The following is a 17,942-nucleotide window of genomic DNA, read 5'->3' on the forward strand; positions in this document are numbered from 1 at the left end:
TTTGCGGCGCGCTGCGCCTGCTATCAAAAGATGAGGTCTTTTTTGGCCTCCAAAGGCTTATTCATACTACATTTTATGGCCATAGACCTGTTTTTATCTTGACGCGCACGCGATGGTTCGGGAGTGGGAATGTGAAAATGAAAAACCGATACCGGGCATAAACCGGATCTGGCATTGTCAATGGGACTATCCGGCAGGAAAAATCATCCTGCTCAAACAAAGCTGCCCCTCAGTCTCCCCGTCGCCCGAACCCGCCACTGCGGCCAGGCCCGGAACTTTAAACCCGGAACCTTAAACAAAGTAGTTACCAGTCTTTCTCCCTGCTGGTTCCATACTGGGATTTGTCTTCGGAGATCCGCTGCTGGGTGTTCTTTTCTTTGTTTTCCAGTTTGTCCAACTGGTTCTGTGCCTGGTTCTGATTGAGCCTGGATTTTGAAGGTTTTGGTGATTCTTCTTTCTTGTTCTGTCCGCCGCCACCGCCGCCGCCTTGCTTTTTCTTTTCAAGTAATGCCTTCTGAAGATTTTCGCGTGCTTTAACATCGTTGCTGTTCAGGCGCAGCGCATTTTTATAAGCTTCGATACTTTCCTCCAGCTTGTTCTGACTGGAATAGACCACGCCGGTATTATAAAACGCAGCAGAGCGCAGCCCGGTATCCGTGTTGGCGGATGCTGCCGCCTGTTGATAGGTTTTTACCGCGTCGTCGTATTTTTTTAAACGGTACAAAGCGTTGCCTTTATTCAGCAGTGCTATATATTGGTGCGGCCCTTGTATTGCCTTGTCGTAGGCTTTTACCGCATCATTCATTTTGCCCTCCCTGTAATAGTCGTTCCCTTTCTTTACAAGATCGCTTCCGTTCTGGGCCAGGAGGGGAAGCGTTATGAGGCTGAGCAGGAATAGGAAATGATGTTTCATGTTTTTGCTTTTTTACCTTCAGGGAGGAGTTGCTCAATGACCAGGAGTAAGACCATTGCAGCGGCAAATATCCAGAAATAATAGGAGAAGCTCATCAGGTTGGTGTCACCGGTTACTTTTTTATCGATCTGCGCCAGCTGTTGAGTGATCTTCTTAACGGCTGCGTCAATATCCGTTAAATGCACATAAACACCATTGGTGTTGACCGCGATCTGCTCCAGCTCCTTCTGGTTGAGCTTCGACACAATGGGCCGGCCGGTCTGCGGATCCAGTTTATTGCCTCCGGTGGAATCGTCTGGTATGAATGTGCCCTCCGGAGAGCCAATGCCAACAGTGTTCACCATCAGGCCCCGTTTTTGCAGATCTTTTGAAAGCTCCAATGCTTTTTCATCATGATCCTCGCCATCCGAGATCAGGATGACTGCTTTATATTTTGCCTCTCTTTCTCCAAAAGACCGGAGGCTCTCTTCCAGGGCATCGCCGATAACTGTACCCTTTACGGGAACCACGTCGGGCGAGGCATCATTCACATACATTTGTGCAGAGCTGTGATCGGCACTGATGGGCATCTGGATATAGGCTTTGCCGGCAAACCAAACCAATCCGACCCGGTTATTAGGCATCGCGTCCATCATTTTGCTGATGAACTGTTTGGCAAACAGCAGCCGGCTGGGCTTTACATCCTGCGCCAGCATGCTTTTGCTGAGATCCAGGGCAAAAACAACATCGATACCTTTCCGTTGAATGCCATCGTTTCCCCCGGGCTTGCGCAGGCTCATGGTACAAAGTACCCCCATTAAAAAGGCCAGGCATAACAAAAAAAACTTCAGGTTGAACCGGAATGGGCTGTAGCCGCGGATCATCGATTTTACAAGCGCGGGCTCACCGATCTTGCGGATGGTCCGTTTTTTCCATCGTTTTACAAGGGAAAACAGGAACAGGAACAGCAGCACACCCGCGCTCAGCCAGATAAAATAAATATATTGAAACTCAAAATTCATTGACTTCGTAAAGTTAACAAGTTCGAGGGTTTTAAACGTTAACAGGTTGATAAGTTACTACGGGTCCGGAGGGAGGTTTCAGGTTAGATTCCTTTTTACACTCGATGCCATGTGTCAAATCTCCGATCACGGGCGCAATCGACTAAAGGCTGCCCCGAAGTTTCGTATGCGCGTCAAGCTAACTTTAACAGGATTCATAAAACCGGTTTAAGATTAAAGGGATAAAAGGGGTATATAGGCATCTGGGTGCCATGGGCACCGCGTGTTTATAGAACAGTGACCATAGAGCAACCGGCTCCGTAGGATGCCGCGTAACACGGGGCGTCCTATGGAGCCCGATCCGAATAAAGAAACATTGCTATAAACACGCTGCTCCATCCGGAGCACCAATCCCAGGATATTCACCCGTTGACGGTAGAAATTTCTGCAGCCGTTCTTCATCTAACAGTATTGATCTTTAAGATTATGTTCCTTAACTTGACGCGCATGCGAAGTTTCGGAGGCTGACAGCTCTCCAATGCCTACATTTTTCCTTCAAAAAAGCCCAGTTGTTTTAAAATATCCTTTAGCATTTTCAGTCTTACGGTAGTCATATCGTAGCGGGGATCCGCGGATTCAACGTTCAGCACAAAGAAATAGGGGTGCCGGTTCTCTTCGATCCAGCCAACGATCCAGCCCAGGGCATGCCCCTTTTCGGTAGCACCCCAGCCGGTTTTATAAGCCAGTTTGTAATTGGAATTATCCTCAAACAGCATGGCATGTTTTACTTTTTCCTGGTAGAGCTTAAAAAACGGCAATTCGTTAAAATACAGTTTCTTTACCAGCCCCAGGTTTTCATCGGGAGTAAGTTTCAGGGTGTTATCCAGCCAGAACGTATCAATTGCAGACCGGATCTTAAAAAGGGTATCTTTTTTCCCGGAACCATAGTGGAGGGAATCCAGCCAGAACTGCATTTTTTCCCTGCCAATACGCCGGGCTACTTCCTGGTAGTAAGGAACCGCTGAAACACGGAAGGCCTGGTACATATTCAGGTCCCTGTTCCATTCGGGGATGGAACGCTGAATCCCATCCCAGGGAATGATCATGCTGTCGCTGGAAATGATCCCCGTCTGCAGCCCGATAAGGGAGTTCACAATTTTAAAAGTGCTGGCAGGCAGGTAAGCGCTATCCCGGTACCGCGCAAGATTATAAACAGTAAAGTCGCCGGTGCCGTTATTGAGCAGGGCAAATGTGCCGGTAAGCTGGTGCTCCTCAAAATACTTCTTTAGCGAGTTGTCCTGTTTTACATTGTTTTGTGTACAGGAAACGGTCAATAAGAGCGCTAAACATCCTAAAAATCCGGATAGTCCATTCCCGGTGCTGTGCGATAGAGGCTTCCTGCTTATTTTCAGTACTTTAGTAAAAATCATAATAAATATTGAACAGAAGATTGAATTCGCCGCAAAAATACAATGTGTTTGCCTATGGTCCGGGTTTAATGTAAAAGGTATTTTAAAAACAGGGGGAGGAACCCCGGGGCCAATGCCGGCATAACACTGCCGGATGCCAATGAACGGGTTATTACAGTGATAGGGCTGCTTTGATAATTTCTGGCACCCGAATTGCGACGGTTATGTATAATGCCCTATTATGCAGGATATTATAACTTATACAAGGGATGTCCGGAACCGGTATCAGCTGATCCTGGATATTCCCGATGCTGCCAGACGTAAGGTAATTGACGCCCGGACGGGATTGGACGCTTTTTTCCGGGGAACACCGGTGCCGGGCGGCAGGCCCTTTATTTACCTGGCGGAATTTTCCGCCTTTGAAACAGAGGAACAGGCTGTCATTGAGCCGCTGAGCCGGATCGCGTTGGGTGCAATGCCGTTTAAGATCCATTTAAAGGGCTATGGGCAGCTGAACCGGGCAGAGATCTATATACGCATCGCCGAAACCGGGTGGATCACTGCGCTGATCAGCCGGATCGCCGGGGCAAAAGTGCCCTGGAGCGACGAGCGGTTCAACCCGTTGCCCCGCATCTCGCTGGCCCGGAACCTGCAGCCCTGGCAGTTTGAGCAGGGGTGGGCCCTGTATGGGCACGAACCATTTCAAAGCCGGTTTATCCTCAATGGAATGCTCTTATTAAAACAGTCGCCGGGGTACCGCTCCTGGCAGATCGTTCGGCGTTTTTTATTTGAGAACCAGCTGATAGCGGATTAACAGCGTTCACACACCAGATATCAGACATCAGATGTCGGATATCAGCAATTTTAAGCCTGAGAGCCCGGGAAGTTCGCAGGCATCAAGGCAAAATGTCAAACTTTGATGTAGATCTTCTTCTTATCAAGCCAGTAGCAGATAGCCCACATAAAAATAATAACACAGATTGCGTATAAAAGTGACCCGTTCTCTTTGGCACCCGGTGTATGGATGAGTACCCTGGTATAGAGCCAGTTCCAGGGAGTGACCCCGTCTGTAGTTTTAAACAGGGCTGCCGTTTTGGGCAAAAATGCACTCAGTGCAAAAATAAACAGGGGGTTTTTACCAAAAACCTCAAAAAAACGACCCAGGAAGCCGGTCTTCCCTTTTATTTCGATGAAATAGATCATGGTAGCAATTGTAACGGTTGCAAGTCCGGTGGTATACACCGTATAGGAACTGGTCCATATTTTCTTATTAATGGGAAACACCAGGTCCCAGCAAAAACCGGTAAGAAGCAATGCCATACCCGCAACAAAGAGACCTGTCAGCATTTTAAACATAGGATTGGAGGGGGCCTTCCGGTCCATACCGGCTGGAATCCCGGCACTGCTGTTCCGGATATACATGCCCACAAAATAGCCCAGTACTACCTGTACGATCGCCGGCAAGGTACTGGCGATGCCTTCCGGGTCAAAAGGCACTCCTTCTCCTTTATACATATGGGCAGTATGCAGGAGGATCTTATCGACCTGTTCCGTTCCAAACCAGCCGGCAAGGCTGTAGGGGTCGGCCGGATTACCAATGATACAAAGGGCCCAGTAAAGGAGCAGTAATATTACGGAAAGCAGTCCGGCTGCCCGGGGCTTCAGGTAATAGGCGATAATAGAGGCAAAAAAGTAGCAGACAGCAATGCGCTGCAATACACCAAAGATCCGGACCCCTTTTTCCGGTCCGGAGGTCCAGGGGATCCCTTCCAGTGTTCCTGCATTCCAGCGTAAAAAGGGATACCAGTTCAGGAAAAGACCGATGCCGAAGATCATCAGGGTTCTTTTGATCACCTTTTTCCAGAATACACCGGGCCCTGCTTCCTGTAGGCGGGGAATCACAAAGGACATGGCGTTGCCTACGGCAAACAAAAAGAAGGGGAAGACCAGGTCGGTAGGAGTAAGTCCATGCCAGGGAGCATGTTCCAGAGGGCCGTAAATATGGGCCCAGCTGCCCGGGTTGTTTACCAGGATCATCAGGCAAACAGTGGCGCCCCGGAAAACGTCAAGCGATCGGTATCGAATCTTCATTTTTTGAGGAATAAGATGTTAAAGTACGAATTTAACCCGAATTTTCTCTATGAACGCTGTTACTGTTATATTTGCAGGGATGTTCCTGTCGCATTTGTGAAGGTCCCGTTTTATCCGGATGGGACTGAGGTGGCGAAGCCATGCAAAGCAATGAAAGAGAAAAACTGGTATGCAATCTATACTAAGCCCCGCTGGGAGAAAAAAGTATCAAAACTACTTACAGACAGGGATATTGTCACCTATTGCCCCCTGAACCAGGTAAGACGCAGATGGAGCGATCGTATTAAAATTGTACAGGTTCCCCTGCTGCCGTCGTATTTATTTGTTCATATTGACACAACGGAGCTGCAAAAAGTAAGAGAAACTCCGGGCGTCATTAATTTTGTGTATATAGAAGGAAAACCGGCCATTGTAAAAGAGTACGAGGTGGTCCGGATCCGGAAATTTTTAAGTGAGTTCGAAAATGTGGAGCTGGTACCCTTTAGCCTGCGGAAGAATCAGCGGGTAATGATCAACCAGGGGGTATTGGTGGAAGAGGAGGGCCGGGTGATCGATTTAAAAAATAATAAGGTAGCGGTGGCGATCGAAAGCCTTAATTATCACCTGGTAGCCTTATTTGATAAATCGAAACTGATCAACAACTAAATCAACTTTATGAAACTTTTTAATTATACATCGGCGCTTATGGCGGTGGTGTTAATGGTATCCTGTGTTACCCAGCAAAAAATGCCGAAATACCTGGAAGGTGCCGCCAATGAGGCCATTGATAAGCAGACCAGTTTTCCGGAGCTGATCATCCAGAAAAACGACCAGCTGGCCATACAGGTGTACAGTGATTATTTACCGGATCCAAAGAGCGAGAAAACAGAATCCAACCCGGACCTGTTATACAATCAACCCATACCGCGCGGAGGTGGGGCAGTTAGCGCCAGTACCAGTGCCAATAACACGAGTACCAGTGGTTACCTTGTGGATGGGGAGGGGAATATTGATTTTCCCCGTTTGGGAAAGATCCATGCAGAAGGGCTTAGCAAGAAGCAGTTGGAAGCCGAGATCAAAAAACGGCTGACAACACCCGTGGAACTCTTGCATAATCCCACGGTGCTGATCCGTTTTCAAACCTATAAGATCATCACCCTTGGGGAGTTCAATGCCCCGCAGGTATTGAACATTCCTACCGAGAAAGTGAATATTTTTGAAGCTATTTCCATGGCAGGGGGCATTACCGAATGGGGCCGGAAGGATGCCGTAAAAGTGATCCGGGAGCAGGATGGCAAACGCGAAATGGGAGTGGTGGACCTCTCATCAGCCAGTGTATTTACTTCACCTTATTATTACCTGCGGCAGAATGATATCCTGCTGATTGACCCGGTAAATGATAAGCAGCAGGTAAAAGATGAAACGCGACGTTTGAGCCGCATTTCCTTTGCCACCTCCATTGCCTCTACGGCAGCTGTAATAGCATCCATCATCATTTCAATTACCAGGAAATAATGCAGCAGGGTCCGGCTGTGATCCTGTATCATAAAATACCGTAATCTCATTTATGCAATCCATCGAGAAAAGAGAAACTTCGGGCAACCTTAGTGCAAGAGAACTGCTTTTTAAATACATCCGCTTTCTTCCCCTCGTTATTTTTTGTGTGGCCCTGGCGTTGTTCCTGGCCTGGCTGTATCTGCGCTATACACAGGAGCAGTACAGCTCTATCGGAAATATGCTCATCACCACGGAGGAATCCAAAGGGGATAAAGTGGAAGACCTGATTGCCGGCAAAAGCAAAACGACCAACCTGCTCAATGAGATTGAGGTGCTGAAGTCGCGCCCGCTGATGACGCGGGTGGTGCAGAAACTGGAATTGCAGATCGGGTACATCAAAAAGGGGAAGGTGAAGAACATGAATGCCTATAAACGGGCTTCGTTTGCCTTTGTTCCGGTACAGCTGGTGGACTCTGCCCTGTCTTTTTCGGTAGACATCGAGTTTGTAAACAGCAACCAGTTCCGGGTTAATAAAAAAAGTACCCTTTACAGTTTGGACCAGCTGTTCCAAACGGGTAATGGCGTATTCAAACTGGTAAAGGATGGCGGGCAGCCGGAACCGGGAGCCGAATTCACGGTCACTTATCATCACGAAGACGCAGTGGCGGCAGGTATGATCAGGGAGCTGAATGTGCAGCCCAAACAGGCTAATACCGGCATCCTGCTGGTGGAGTACCATTCCTCCAACCCCTACCTTTCGTCGGATGTGGTAAACACCCTGATGCAGGAATATACGATCTGGAAGGTAGAGCAGGGCAACACATCCATGGATCTTACCATCGATTTTATCAATAACCGGCTGGGGATCGTGCAGCATGATATCGACAGCCTGCAGCGTAAACTGGTGGCCTATCAGAAAAATAATAACCTGGTAGACGCTTCACTGCAGATCACCGCGTTGTTGGAGCGGGCACAGGCACAGGATGTGGCCGGCCAGGAGCAGCGGATGGCCCTGGGGACCCTGGAGGTGCTGGAGCACAGCATCGCCGGCAGCGAAGCCGGCTCCCTTACCCCTTCGGTTGCGGGGATCAAAGACCCGGGCCTAAGCGAGGTGCTCACAAAACTGAATGAGGCTCAATTGCAGCGGAAGTCACTGGTAGACGGGAATGTACCGGTAAATAACCCACTGGTAAAACAACTGGATCAGAGCATCGAACTGCTCAAAAAAGGGGCACTGGAAAATGTAGCAACACTTAAAAACAGTTATAAAAAGAACCTGGGACTTGTTTCAGCGGAGAAGTCAAAAAGCACCGGCGGGGCGTTGCAGATGCCGGCAAAGATCACGGAACAGGCAGAAATTGAACGGGACCTGGCATCCAAACTGGCCCTGGCAAAAGTGCTGGGAGAAAAACGGGAGGAGGCCGCCATCAAACGGGCCAGCACCATTTCCAATACAAAGATCATCGAAAAGGCCGAACCCAATATTACGCCTGTAAAACCCAGCCCCGGCACCGTAAAGCTGGTTGCATTGCTTTTTGGCCTGGCCATCCCGGGGTTGTTCCTGGTATTGAAAGAAGCGTTCAATGACCGGGTGAACACCCGTGCAGATATTGAGCGGGCCACTGCCGCACCGATACTGGGGGAAATAGGGCATTCCAAATCGGATCATACCCTGGTGGTAAGCAAAACCCAGCGCACCCTTATTGCCGAACAGTTCCGCCTGCTGCGCTCCAACCTGCAATACATTACGGGCAAGCAGGATAAAGTGGTGATCATGGTGACCTCCTCTTTTGGCGGGGAAGGAAAATCTTTTATCAGCACCAATATGGCTGCGGTTTACGGGCTTACCGATAAAAGAACCATCGTGCTGGAATTTGACCTGAGAAAACCGAAGGTGCTAAGTGGCCTGGACATGCAGAGAAGGCAGGGGATCAGTAATTATATGATCGGTGATGTGGATTTAGACAGCCTGATTATCCCGGTTGCGGGTGAAGAAAATATGTATGTATTACCCTGTGGGCCCATACCTCCCAATCCTGCAGAATTGCTGCTGAGCAGGAAGACCGAGCAGTTGTTTACACAGCTGAGAAATAAATTTGATTACGTTATTATCGATACGGCGCCCATCGGTATGGTAAGTGATGCGCTTACCCTGGCTAAATACGCCGATTGTACTATATATGTTACCCGCCAGGCACACACTTTCAAAAAACAGCTGAACCTGGTCAATGACATGTATGAGAATAAGAAAATGCCCAATCTTTCAATAGTGCTGAATGATACCAAAATGCCAACGGGTGGCGGGTATTATGGTAACTATGGTTACGGGTACGGAGAAAAACATGGGTCAGATTATTACCAGGACGATGCAATTGCGGCGGGTGACCGGAAAAGGGGATTTTTGCATTGGTTTAAAAAACGTTAGTTTATGATGAGGATACTGGTTACAGGCGGAGCCGGGTTTATAGGATCAAACCTGGTGGCAGCCTTATTGAAGGACAGCAGGGTAGACAGGGTCCGGGTACTGGATAACCTTTCCACGGGGACAAAGGACAACCTGGCTGATTTTTTTCCGGACGAACGGTTCGAATGGGTGGAGGGGGATATAAGGGACTATGAAACCTGCCTCAGGGCCTGCGAAGGCGTACGGGCCGTTTCACACCAGGCGGCGCTGGGTTCGGTGCCTCGCTCTGTTGCAGACCCGCTTACCACCAATGCCGTCAATATTACAGGTACATTAAATGTGTTTACAGCGGCTAAAGAGACGGGTATTAAAAGGATGGTATACGCCGCCAGTTCCTCAACCTATGGGGATCACCCGGTGCTGCCTAAGAAAGAGGAGAATATCGGGAAGCCGCTGTCGCCTTACGCGGTAACAAAATATGTAAACGAGCTGTACGCCGGGGTTTACGCCACGCTGTATGGGCTGGAGCCGATCGGGCTGCGATATTTTAATATTTTTGGCCCCCGGCAAAACCCGAAGGGCCCCTATGCCGCAGTGATCCCCCTGTTTGTGAAGGCCCTGCTCAATAATGAAGCCCCGGTGATCAATGGTGACGGGCAACATAGCCGGGACTTTACATTTGTGGACAATGCCGTTGCTGCTAATATACAGGCATTGTTTACGGATAATAAAGAGGCCGTGAACCAGGTATATAATATAGCCTGTGGTACACAAACCAGCCTCCTGGAATTATTTAACCTTCTTAAAGCAGAAGCCGGCACAATGTTGGTTCCGGATTTTGGTCCGGCCAGGGTAGGAGATGTTCAGCACAGCCTGGCAGATATTTCAAAAGCAAAGGCATTGCTGGGGTATCAGCCAGGGGTTTCCGTAAAAGAAGGATTGCGACAAACATTTGACTGGTATCGGTCCAACTCGGGGTTCCTGGGATAGGAGCGGAGAAAATCTAATTAAGTATCCGATGTCTGATCGCGGGCTTCTGTCGTCTGATATCTGACATCTGGTATCTAACATCTAACATCTCATGTCTAAAACAATACTCATCACCGGTGGCGCGGGTTTTATAGGATCGCATGTGGTACGCCTCTTTGTAAATAAATATCCCGGGTATACGATCGTAAACCTGGATGCGCTGACCTATGCCGGTAACCTGGAAAATCTTAAGGATATCGAAGGCCGTTCCAACTATATTTTTGAAAAAGCCAATATTGTGGATGCGGCTGCCGTGCAGGCCCTGTTTCAAAAATACCGGCCGGATGGAGTGATCCACCTGGCAGCAGAAAGCCATGTAGACCGGTCCATTACCTCACCGCTGGATTTTGTATATACGAATGTGGTAGGTACCGTAAACCTGTTAAATGCCGCTAAGGATTTGTGGAGCCCTCTCCTGGCCTCTTCCGGGGAAGAAGGAGATCCCTTACCACGTTTTCACCATGTTTCAACGGATGAAGTGTATGGTGCGCTGGGAGAAACGGGTTTCTTTACCGAGGAGACCCGGTATGATCCGCATTCTCCGTATTCGGCCTCCAAAGCATCGTCGGACCATTTTGTATATGCCTATGCAGATACCTACGGGTTACCGGTGGTCTTAACCAACTGCTCCAACAACTACGGGCCCAATCATTTTCCGGAGAAACTGATCCCGCTCATGATCCATAATATCATCAATAAAAAGCCGCTGCCGGTATACGGTGATGGAAAATACACCCGCGACTGGCTTTATGTGATTGATCATGCCCGGGCCATTGACCTGGTATTTCACGAGGGCGCTGCCGGCGAAAAATACAATGTGGGGGGCTTTAATGAGTGGAAGAATATCGACCTGGTAAAACTGCTATGTAAACAGATGGATGAAAAACTGGCGCGCCCGGCGGGTACCAGTGAACAGCTCATCACCTATGTAAAGGACCGGCCGGGGCATGACCTCCGCTACGCCATTGATGCCACAAAGATCAATAAGGAACTGGGCTGGGCCCCTTCGGTTACTTTTGAAGAAGGACTTTCCAAAACTATCGATTGGTATTTAGAAAACCAGGAATGGCTGGAGCATGTTACCAGCGGGGATTATCAGCAGTACTATGAGCAGCAGTATACGAATTGAACGAAGGAAACGAATTGAGCGAATTTATGTCAACAGAGATTTTTTTTAAAGAAGAAAGTTATAAAATTGTTGGCGCCTGTATGAAAGTTCATTCCGTTCTGGGGCCGGGATTTTTAGAATCGGTATATTGTGAAGCCTTGACGAAAGAGTTTGAACGGCAGCACATACCATTTGAAAAAGAAAAGAAGCTGAACGTATTGTATGAAGGCATATTACTGGATAAAACATTCAGGGTAGACTTTTTTTGTTATAATGAAATAATGGTTGAAATAAAGGCGGTCGGTTTTTTGCTACCGATAACAGAGCTTCAAATACTTAACTATATAAAAGCAGCCAATAAAAAACTGGGAATTTTAGTAAACTTTGGAGAGGCTTCCCTCAGATACAGACGGGTACTTAATTCAATGCATTCGTAAAATTCGTCAGCATTCGTAAAATTCGCATCTATGAAAGGAATCATACTCGCCGGCGGCTCCGGCACCCGTTTATACCCCATTACAAAAGCGATCAGCAAGCAGCTGATGCCGATATATGATAAGCCCATGATCTATTACCCGCTTTCAGTGCTGATGATGGCCGGCATCCGGGAGATCCTGATCATCACCACGCCCGAAGACCAGGCCGGTTTCAAACGCCTGTTGGGAGATGGACAGCGGATCGGCTGCCGGTTTGAGTTTGCCGTGCAGGAAGTGCCCAACGGGCTGGCACAGGCCTTTGTGATCGGGGCAGATTTTATCGGGGCCGATAAAGTAGCACTGGTATTGGGCGATAATATTTTTCATGGAGTGGGCCTGGGCTCGCAGCTCAGGAAACTTACCGGTGTGGAGGGCGGCTATGTATTTGCCTACCAGGTATCGGATCCGGAGCGGTATGGGGTGGTGGAATTTGATGAAAACCGGGTAGCCCGGTCAATTGAAGAAAAGCCGGCGGAACCCAAGTCCAATTACGCGGTACCCGGACTTTATTTTTATGATAACAGTGTGGTGGAGATCGCAAAGAAGCTGAAGCCTTCTCCCCGTGGAGAGTACGAGATCACGGATGTAAATAAGGAGTATTTAAAAAGAGGCCTGCTGCAGGTGGCCGTGCTAGACCGGGGAACGGCCTGGCTCGATACCGGCACCTTTGATTCGTTGACGGATGCTTCGGAATTTGTGCGGGTGATCGAAAAACGGCAGGGATTGAAGATCGGTTGTATTGAAGAGATCGCCTACCGGAGCGGTTTTATTGATAAAGCACAGCTGCTCCTGCTGGCGGAAGAACTGGCAAAGAGCGGCTATGGCGAATATTTGAAGAAGATAAAGTAGTTGAAAATCGTTGAATGGTGGTTTAATGATGGATTTAAGTAGGTGCGGTTTTCAACCACCTTCTGTCACATTAAGCCTGAAATCTAAAGCGGATATTGTCTAACATCTAACATCTAACATCTAACATCTGAAAATAATGTCTGCAAATTTTTTCGCACATCCTACCGCCATCATTGATGAAGGTTGTATGATTGGTGCCGGTACAAAGATCTGGCACTTTTCCCATATCATGGCGGGCTGTACTATTGGAGCCAACTGTAACCTGGGGCAAAATGTGGTGGTATCACCCAAAGTGATCCTGGGCAATAATGTGCGGGTGCAAAACAATGTGTCTATATATGAAGGGGTGATCTGCGAGGACGATGTATTTCTTGGTCCCAGCATGGTATTTACCAACGTCATCAACCCGCGCAGTGCCGTAAGCCGCAAAAATGAATACAAAGCAACTTTTGTAAAGCAGGGCGCTACCATCGGCGCCAATGCCACCATCGTGTGCGGAAATACGATCGGCAAATATGCATTTATCGGTGCCGGCGCAGTAGTTACCAAAAGTGTACCGGCCTACGCATTACTGATAGGCAATCCGGCCCGGCAAACCGGCTGGATGAGCGAGTACGGGCACAAACTGAAGTTTGATGAAGCGGGAAGGGCGGTTTGCCCGGAGAGTGGTGCGGTATATGAGCAGGAAGGAAAGCAAGTGACTAAAGTAGGGTAATCAAATGGGCGAAAAGGTAAGATTTGCAGTTGTGGGATATGGGCATATGGGAAAACGGCATGCGAAAGTGATCCGTGAACATCCGGATTGTGAATTGATGGCGATTGTTGACATACAGGATCTATCGGGAGATCATATAGAGCCATTTTATAATAGCTTGGATTGTTTTTTAGAATCGGCGATTGCTATGGGTACCGACGTGATGATCATCGCTTCTCCCAATGGATTACATGCGCAACACGCGTTGCGATGCCTTGCAGCGAAGAAGCATGTATTGATCGAAAAACCGATGGCGCTAAATAAAACCGATGCGGAAGCTATAGTTACCAGGGCCGCCGAGGTACAGAAACAGGTATTTGTGATGATGCAGAACCGGTTCAGTCCGGTAAGTGTTTGGTTAAAGGAATTAACGGATAGCGGTGTGCTGGGGAATATCTATCTGATACAGGTAAACTGTTTCTGGAACCGGGATGGGCGGTATTATAAAAAGGGAAACTGGCATGGAACAAGTGATTTGGATGGGGGTACGTTATTTACCCAGTTCAGTCATTTTATAGACCTGATATATTGGTGCTTTGGTGATATCACCAATATTCGGTCAAACTTCCGGAATTTTAATCATGAAGGGATCATTGATTTTGAAGATACGGGCCTCGTGCATTTTGATTTAATAAAAGGAGGTGTGGGATCTTTGAGTTACACAACTGCGGTCTGGGATCAAAACCTGGAGAGCAGTATTACGGTGATCGCAGAAAAAGGATCTGTAAAGGTAAGTGGACAGTATATGGATAAAGTGGAATATTGTCATGTAGATAATTATCAAAAACCCGATATAAATACATCGAATTTAAAAGGCGGGAATGGTACAGAATTTACAGAAGCCGAAATCAATCATCAGAATTTTATACACCAGATGTTATGTAGTCTGAGAGGTGAAAGCCCTGAGATGACGCTTGCAAATGAGGGGGAAAAAGTAGTGGGGATGATTGAACGGATTTACAATAATTAATGTTGCGCTGCCTGGCTAAGAGGTTTTGGAACTCCGCTTTCTTATAATCGACTTTGGAATTTAAGTAGTGAAAATGAATTTTGTGAATGTTCCTCTATTGCTGGGTGACTATATGATTACAACGCGTTGTATAAATTAAATTGAAGTTGTTTAAGAAAGAATCCTTAATAAGGGGAAGCGCGCTCTCTGTTGTATTTAATGCAATTGCTAAGTTGTTGCAAGTTGTAAATATATTTTCTGTTTCAATATTTTTTGGAGCAAATAATAATACAGATCTGTTTTATTTTCTATTGAATCTTATTACGATAACTATAGCGGGATTTATTAGTGGAATGGATGCTACTGTAATTATTCCGGAATTTATGAGGCGACGGGAGAACGTAGATCTTAAAAAAGCGATGGGGTTTATAAATAAATATGTCTTTATCTATTTGATAATTGGAGTTTTATTTTGTTGTCTCGGAAGCATAGAACCTCTAAAAATATATAGCACATTTTCGAAATTTGATGTAGACACCCTTACAGGGAATAAGGTCATTTTGATTTTATGTCTCCCTTTGTTAGGATTAATGCTGACTACAAATTTGCTATCCAATGTATTAATGTCACACAGGTATTTTACGCTCCCCAGTATAGTAAATCTGATAAATAATTTTTTTTCTCTCTTTTTTCTCTTTTTATTCTTTAGGCAATTAAAACTGGTAAGCATATTAGTAGGGATGTTGTTGGGATATTTTATTAATCTTTTAATTCTTTGCTATATACTGAAAGTTAAATTGAAGTGGAGGTTTGGGGTTGTTGATTGGAAATTTGAAAAGAGGATATTTAGATTTATTTCCAATAGTCAAATAGTCGCTTTAATTGTGTCAGGGAGAACCTATTTGACACAATTTTTGCTTAGCGGATTATCGGGTGGAACATTGACGGCAATAAACTGGGGGGGACAAATTAGCTCGATACCGGAAACATTTATTAATTCTCAGGTGTATAATGTTATGGGAGTTAAATTCTCCGAAGATTTTGCAAGGAATGAAGTAAATAAGTCAATAGATCTTTTTCGGAGGGTTTTTTTTATTCTTTTGATTGTTACTGGAGCTTGTATTACATTTCTCTTTTTGTGTTCTACTCAAATTGCAAGCCTGTTGAATTTTAGGAACAAGGTTTCTGGCGAGACGATGGATATTTTAGTGAGAAGTATAAAATACCTCTCCTTGATTCCCTTCATAAATATAATAACATTCCTTGTAAGTAAATTACTGGCTGCAACACAAAAGATTAGCTTTAGGTTTGTGGTTTATTCCTTTATTGGACAGGTTGCTTTGCTTGCTCTTATTGTTTTATTGGTGGGGACAAACGGATATCTTGGATATATTATGGCCACGGTTTTGGGTTTTAGCATAATTGCGCTGCTTAACTTTCTATTAATGGGACAATACTTCAATTTTGCAATTGTAAAAAGAACTGCCTTAAGCTTTTTTTATGTGCTTTTTTCATTGGTCGTGCTTGTTATGATAGTACGATATATTGATAGTGTATTACATATGTCTTCAAGAAACACCTTTGCATACGTCTTTTTTGTTCTGGTAGTTGTTTTTATTTTTAGTTTTTTAAATCTTAAAAAACATGTATCCGCTTTTAGAAAGAGTTTATAACAAAATAGTTTGGGAGTTAAGAGGACGGCGAATTGAAAAAAAATATCGGGAACGCCTGAAGAATAATATCAGAAATGAAGATTTTTCAATAATAAGTAATAACTGTTGGGGAGGAAATATTTATGGAGATCTGGGTATTGAATATAAAACACCGACGGCCGGATTGTTTTTTAATGCCCCATGCTTTGTGAAGTTTTTAAAAAACTTAAAAGAGAATTTGAATGCTGAAATTGTTGAGGTTAAATATTCCCGGTATGATAATGTTAATAAAATGCGGGAGGAAACGAAAAATTATTTCCCGATCGGTTTAATAAATAATGATATTGAAATAGACTTTCTGCATTATAGGACAATGGAGGAGGCGGTGGAAAAGTGGAAGAGACGTTCTGATCGGGTGAATTTTGATAATCTGCTAATTGCGATGTCTGATACAGATAATTGCACATCAAAAGAGATTGAGGAATTTGATGAGCTCCATTTTGAGAAAAAGATTTTCTTTTCTTCAAAGCCCTACCCTCATTTGAAATCGGTTCTTTTTTTTGAAGAATGGGAGCACCGACCTACGATATTGCCTGCAGATAAGGCAAAATATCTCATTGCTCAAAAAATCGATCTGCAACAGTGGATATCCGGCAAGGATAAAAGAGCTATTGAATATACGTCTGTTTGATTTTGTAAAATATTTGAATATTCGATAAAGAAATTGTTGCTTTTGTTATGAAAATTCTGCATTTGGTCGATTCTCTATATAGAGGGGGAATTCAAAGAGTGGTAGTGGATACTATTCGGCTCTTGCCGGATCATCATCATATTATTGGTATATGGGCTCCTTGTAGTAATAGCTTTTCGGGGGAATTATCTACAATGGAAAATGTGAGGATTGTCGATTTTTCATTTAGGAATTTTTTCGCTATATACAAGTTGTACCGAGCGGTGGCGAGGTTGATTAAAGACGAGAATATAGACATCGTCCATTCTCATATGTTTGCTTTTAATGTTGCTTCAAGATTGGCTGCTGGTAAGGCAATAAAGGTATTTTGCACTTATCATGGGGAAGTGTTCCCATACAGAGGAGCAAAAAGGGTTGCGGCTTTATTTTTGGAGAGGTTATTATTTAATAAAAGTACGGGAAATGTTTTTGTCTCTGAACACGTTAGATATTATGTTCATAAGAAAATTGGTAGAAAAGTGCAGGGAGTTGTTATACACAACTATGTAGTCAAACCGGGATTCCGGAAAATTTATTCAGGATATCGACCCATTCTTAGATTAGTAGCGACAAGTAATAATCAACCGTATAAAAATTACAAGCTTCTTCTGAATGTGGCAAAACGTATAAGAGAATTGCCAGTTCATATATACATATATGGTGATTTAATGGAGCCGCTTAAAACATTTGTTAATGATAATAAGATTGACGGTATTGTTTCGTTTATGGGTATTAGTAGCAAAGTGTTGCAGGATTTGATAAAATATGACGCCTTTATTACTGTATCTAATGGAGGAGAGGGATTTTCTTTAGCTGTTCTCGAAGCAATGGCTGTTGGGATGGGCATTATTTGTAGTGATATCCCTCAGTTTGTAGAAGCAGTGGGAAGCGACTCAAAACTGTTGTTCAAGAGCGATAATGAAGAAGACTTAGTTCAGCTAATACATAAACTGGTGCGATTCCCTGAGATTGTTTCAGAGAATGGCAATGATATGTTTGATAGAGCGGAGCTTTTTTCAAGGCTTGAATATGGGGCAAAAATAAGAAAACTATATTTTGGATAGGGTGACCATATCAGAAGAATTTGCTGATAGATGTTTTAATTTGTAACATTTAAGTATG

The 17,942-nt window shown here is 45.3% G+C and carries 17 protein-coding genes; 13 read left to right on the forward strand and 4 right to left on the reverse strand.

Features of this window, described 5'->3' with window-relative positions:
• Nucleotides 1-304: 304 nt before the first annotated feature.
• From BLS44_RS07920 to BLS44_RS07930, 3 genes are all read right to left on the reverse strand, one after another.
• Entirely contained in the window at nucleotides 305-913 is a 609-nt protein-coding gene (locus tag BLS44_RS07920) for a tetratricopeptide repeat protein (protein WP_090389507.1), read from the reverse strand.
• On the reverse strand, nucleotides 910-1,914 hold the full coding sequence (locus BLS44_RS07925; protein WP_090389508.1) for a VWA domain-containing protein: 1,005 nt from the start codon (nucleotides 1,912-1,914) through the stop codon (nucleotides 910-912). Before BLS44_RS07925 ends, BLS44_RS07920 begins: the two co-directional genes overlap by 4 nt.
• A 521-nt stretch (nucleotides 1,915-2,435) precedes the next feature.
• Nucleotides 2,436-3,323 (reverse strand): penicillin-binding transpeptidase domain-containing protein, encoded by an 888-nt coding sequence (locus tag BLS44_RS07930; protein WP_090389509.1) that lies wholly within the window; start codon nucleotides 3,321-3,323, stop codon nucleotides 2,436-2,438.
• Nucleotides 3,324-3,543: 220 nt separating this feature from the next.
• Here BLS44_RS07930 and BLS44_RS07935 point away from each other — a divergent pair, with 220 nt between their 5' ends.
• Nucleotides 3,544-4,116, forward strand: a complete 573-nt coding sequence (locus tag BLS44_RS07935) for a 2'-5' RNA ligase family protein (RefSeq protein ID WP_090389510.1) — start codon at nucleotides 3,544-3,546, stop codon at nucleotides 4,114-4,116.
• A 95-nt stretch (nucleotides 4,117-4,211) separates the two neighbouring features.
• Here BLS44_RS07935 and BLS44_RS07940 read toward each other — a convergent pair whose 3' ends face one another.
• On the reverse strand, nucleotides 4,212-5,393 hold the full coding sequence (locus BLS44_RS07940) for an acyltransferase family protein (RefSeq protein ID WP_090389511.1): 1,182 nt from the start codon (nucleotides 5,391-5,393) through the stop codon (nucleotides 4,212-4,214).
• 150 nt (nucleotides 5,394-5,543) lie between these two features.
• On the opposite strand from BLS44_RS07940, the gene BLS44_RS07945 reads away from it, so the two are divergent.
• From BLS44_RS07945 to BLS44_RS08000, 12 genes are all read left to right on the forward strand, one after another.
• Nucleotides 5,544-6,038, forward strand: coding sequence for a UpxY family transcription antiterminator (locus tag BLS44_RS07945; protein WP_090389626.1), 495 nt, complete (start codon nucleotides 5,544-5,546; stop codon nucleotides 6,036-6,038).
• 9 nt (nucleotides 6,039-6,047) lie between these two features.
• The gene (locus tag BLS44_RS07950) at nucleotides 6,048-6,887 is read left to right on the forward strand and encodes a polysaccharide biosynthesis/export family protein (RefSeq protein ID WP_090389512.1); all 840 of its coding nucleotides are present in this window, start codon (nucleotides 6,048-6,050) and stop codon (nucleotides 6,885-6,887) included.
• A 52-nt stretch (nucleotides 6,888-6,939) separates the two neighbouring features.
• Nucleotides 6,940-9,294, forward strand: coding sequence for a GumC family protein (locus tag BLS44_RS07955; protein ID WP_090389513.1), 2,355 nt, complete (start codon nucleotides 6,940-6,942; stop codon nucleotides 9,292-9,294).
• 3 nt (nucleotides 9,295-9,297) lie between these two features.
• Nucleotides 9,298-10,263 (forward strand): SDR family oxidoreductase, encoded by a 966-nt coding sequence (locus BLS44_RS07960; protein WP_245729142.1) that lies wholly within the window; start codon nucleotides 9,298-9,300, stop codon nucleotides 10,261-10,263.
• A gap of 91 nt (nucleotides 10,264-10,354) precedes the next feature.
• Nucleotides 10,355-11,431 (forward strand): dTDP-glucose 4,6-dehydratase, encoded by a 1,077-nt coding sequence (gene rfbB, locus BLS44_RS07965; RefSeq protein ID WP_090389515.1) that lies wholly within the window; start codon nucleotides 10,355-10,357, stop codon nucleotides 11,429-11,431.
• Between the two features lie 26 nt (nucleotides 11,432-11,457).
• A complete protein-coding gene (locus BLS44_RS07970; RefSeq protein WP_090389516.1) occupies nucleotides 11,458-11,847 on the forward strand; it encodes a GxxExxY protein in 390 nt (129 codons plus the stop codon).
• Between the two features lie 30 nt (nucleotides 11,848-11,877).
• Nucleotides 11,878-12,735 carry a glucose-1-phosphate thymidylyltransferase RfbA gene (rfbA, locus tag BLS44_RS07975; RefSeq protein WP_090389517.1) on the forward strand — a complete coding sequence of 286 codons (858 nt, stop codon included), beginning with the start codon at nucleotides 11,878-11,880 and terminating at the stop codon, nucleotides 12,733-12,735.
• A gap of 136 nt (nucleotides 12,736-12,871) precedes the next feature.
• Nucleotides 12,872-13,450: an acyltransferase gene (locus tag BLS44_RS07980; protein ID WP_090389518.1), complete on the forward strand. Its 579-nt coding sequence runs from the start codon at nucleotides 12,872-12,874 to the stop codon at nucleotides 13,448-13,450.
• Between the two features lie 4 nt (nucleotides 13,451-13,454).
• A complete protein-coding gene (locus tag BLS44_RS07985; RefSeq protein WP_090389519.1) occupies nucleotides 13,455-14,459 on the forward strand; it encodes a Gfo/Idh/MocA family protein in 1,005 nt (334 codons plus the stop codon).
• 146 nt (nucleotides 14,460-14,605) lie between these two features.
• Entirely contained in the window at nucleotides 14,606-16,111 is a 1,506-nt protein-coding gene (locus tag BLS44_RS07990; RefSeq protein ID WP_176954349.1) for a lipid II flippase MurJ, read from the forward strand.
• Nucleotides 16,083-16,781 (forward strand): DUF1919 domain-containing protein, encoded by a 699-nt coding sequence (locus BLS44_RS07995; protein ID WP_090389521.1) that lies wholly within the window; start codon nucleotides 16,083-16,085, stop codon nucleotides 16,779-16,781. Before BLS44_RS07990 ends, BLS44_RS07995 begins: the two co-directional genes overlap by 29 nt.
• A 47-nt stretch (nucleotides 16,782-16,828) precedes the next feature.
• Entirely contained in the window at nucleotides 16,829-17,884 is a 1,056-nt protein-coding gene (locus tag BLS44_RS08000) for a glycosyltransferase (protein WP_090389522.1), read from the forward strand.
• Nucleotides 17,885-17,942: the final 58 nt, after the last annotated feature.

This window comes from Niabella drilacis (genome assembly GCF_900101395.1).
GTDB classification, from domain to species: Bacteria; Bacteroidota; Bacteroidia; order Chitinophagales; family Chitinophagaceae; genus Niabella; species Niabella drilacis.

Bases quoted from the DNA above. Each gene is read 5' to 3' on its own strand.
- BLS44_RS07920 (WP_090389507.1), bottom strand. From the start codon at position 913: ATGAAACATCATTTCCTATTCCTGCTCAGCCTCATAACGCTTCCCCTC.
- BLS44_RS07925 (WP_090389508.1), bottom strand. From the start codon at position 1,914: ATGAATTTTGAGTTTCAATATATTTATTTTATCTGGCTGAGCGCGGGT.
- BLS44_RS07930 (WP_090389509.1), bottom strand. From the start codon at position 3,323: ATGATTTTTACTAAAGTACTGAAAATAAGCAGGAAGCCTCTATCGCAC.
- BLS44_RS07935 (WP_090389510.1), top strand. From the start codon at position 3,544: ATGCAGGATATTATAACTTATACAAGGGATGTCCGGAACCGGTATCAG.
- BLS44_RS07940 (WP_090389511.1), bottom strand. From the start codon at position 5,393: ATGAAGATTCGATACCGATCGCTTGACGTTTTCCGGGGCGCCACTGTT.
- BLS44_RS07945 (WP_090389626.1), top strand. From the start codon at position 5,544: ATGAAAGAGAAAAACTGGTATGCAATCTATACTAAGCCCCGCTGGGAG.
- BLS44_RS07950 (WP_090389512.1), top strand. From the start codon at position 6,048: ATGAAACTTTTTAATTATACATCGGCGCTTATGGCGGTGGTGTTAATG.
- BLS44_RS07955 (WP_090389513.1), top strand. From the start codon at position 6,940: ATGCAATCCATCGAGAAAAGAGAAACTTCGGGCAACCTTAGTGCAAGA.
- BLS44_RS07960 (WP_245729142.1), top strand. From the start codon at position 9,298: ATGATGAGGATACTGGTTACAGGCGGAGCCGGGTTTATAGGATCAAAC.
- rfbB (WP_090389515.1), top strand. From the start codon at position 10,355: ATGTCTAAAACAATACTCATCACCGGTGGCGCGGGTTTTATAGGATCG.
- BLS44_RS07970 (WP_090389516.1), top strand. From the start codon at position 11,458: ATGTCAACAGAGATTTTTTTTAAAGAAGAAAGTTATAAAATTGTTGGC.
- rfbA (WP_090389517.1), top strand. From the start codon at position 11,878: ATGAAAGGAATCATACTCGCCGGCGGCTCCGGCACCCGTTTATACCCC.
- BLS44_RS07980 (WP_090389518.1), top strand. From the start codon at position 12,872: ATGTCTGCAAATTTTTTCGCACATCCTACCGCCATCATTGATGAAGGT.
- BLS44_RS07985 (WP_090389519.1), top strand. From the start codon at position 13,455: ATGGGCGAAAAGGTAAGATTTGCAGTTGTGGGATATGGGCATATGGGA.
- BLS44_RS07995 (WP_090389521.1), top strand. From the start codon at position 16,083: ATGTATCCGCTTTTAGAAAGAGTTTATAACAAAATAGTTTGGGAGTTA.
- BLS44_RS08000 (WP_090389522.1), top strand. From the start codon at position 16,829: ATGAAAATTCTGCATTTGGTCGATTCTCTATATAGAGGGGGAATTCAA.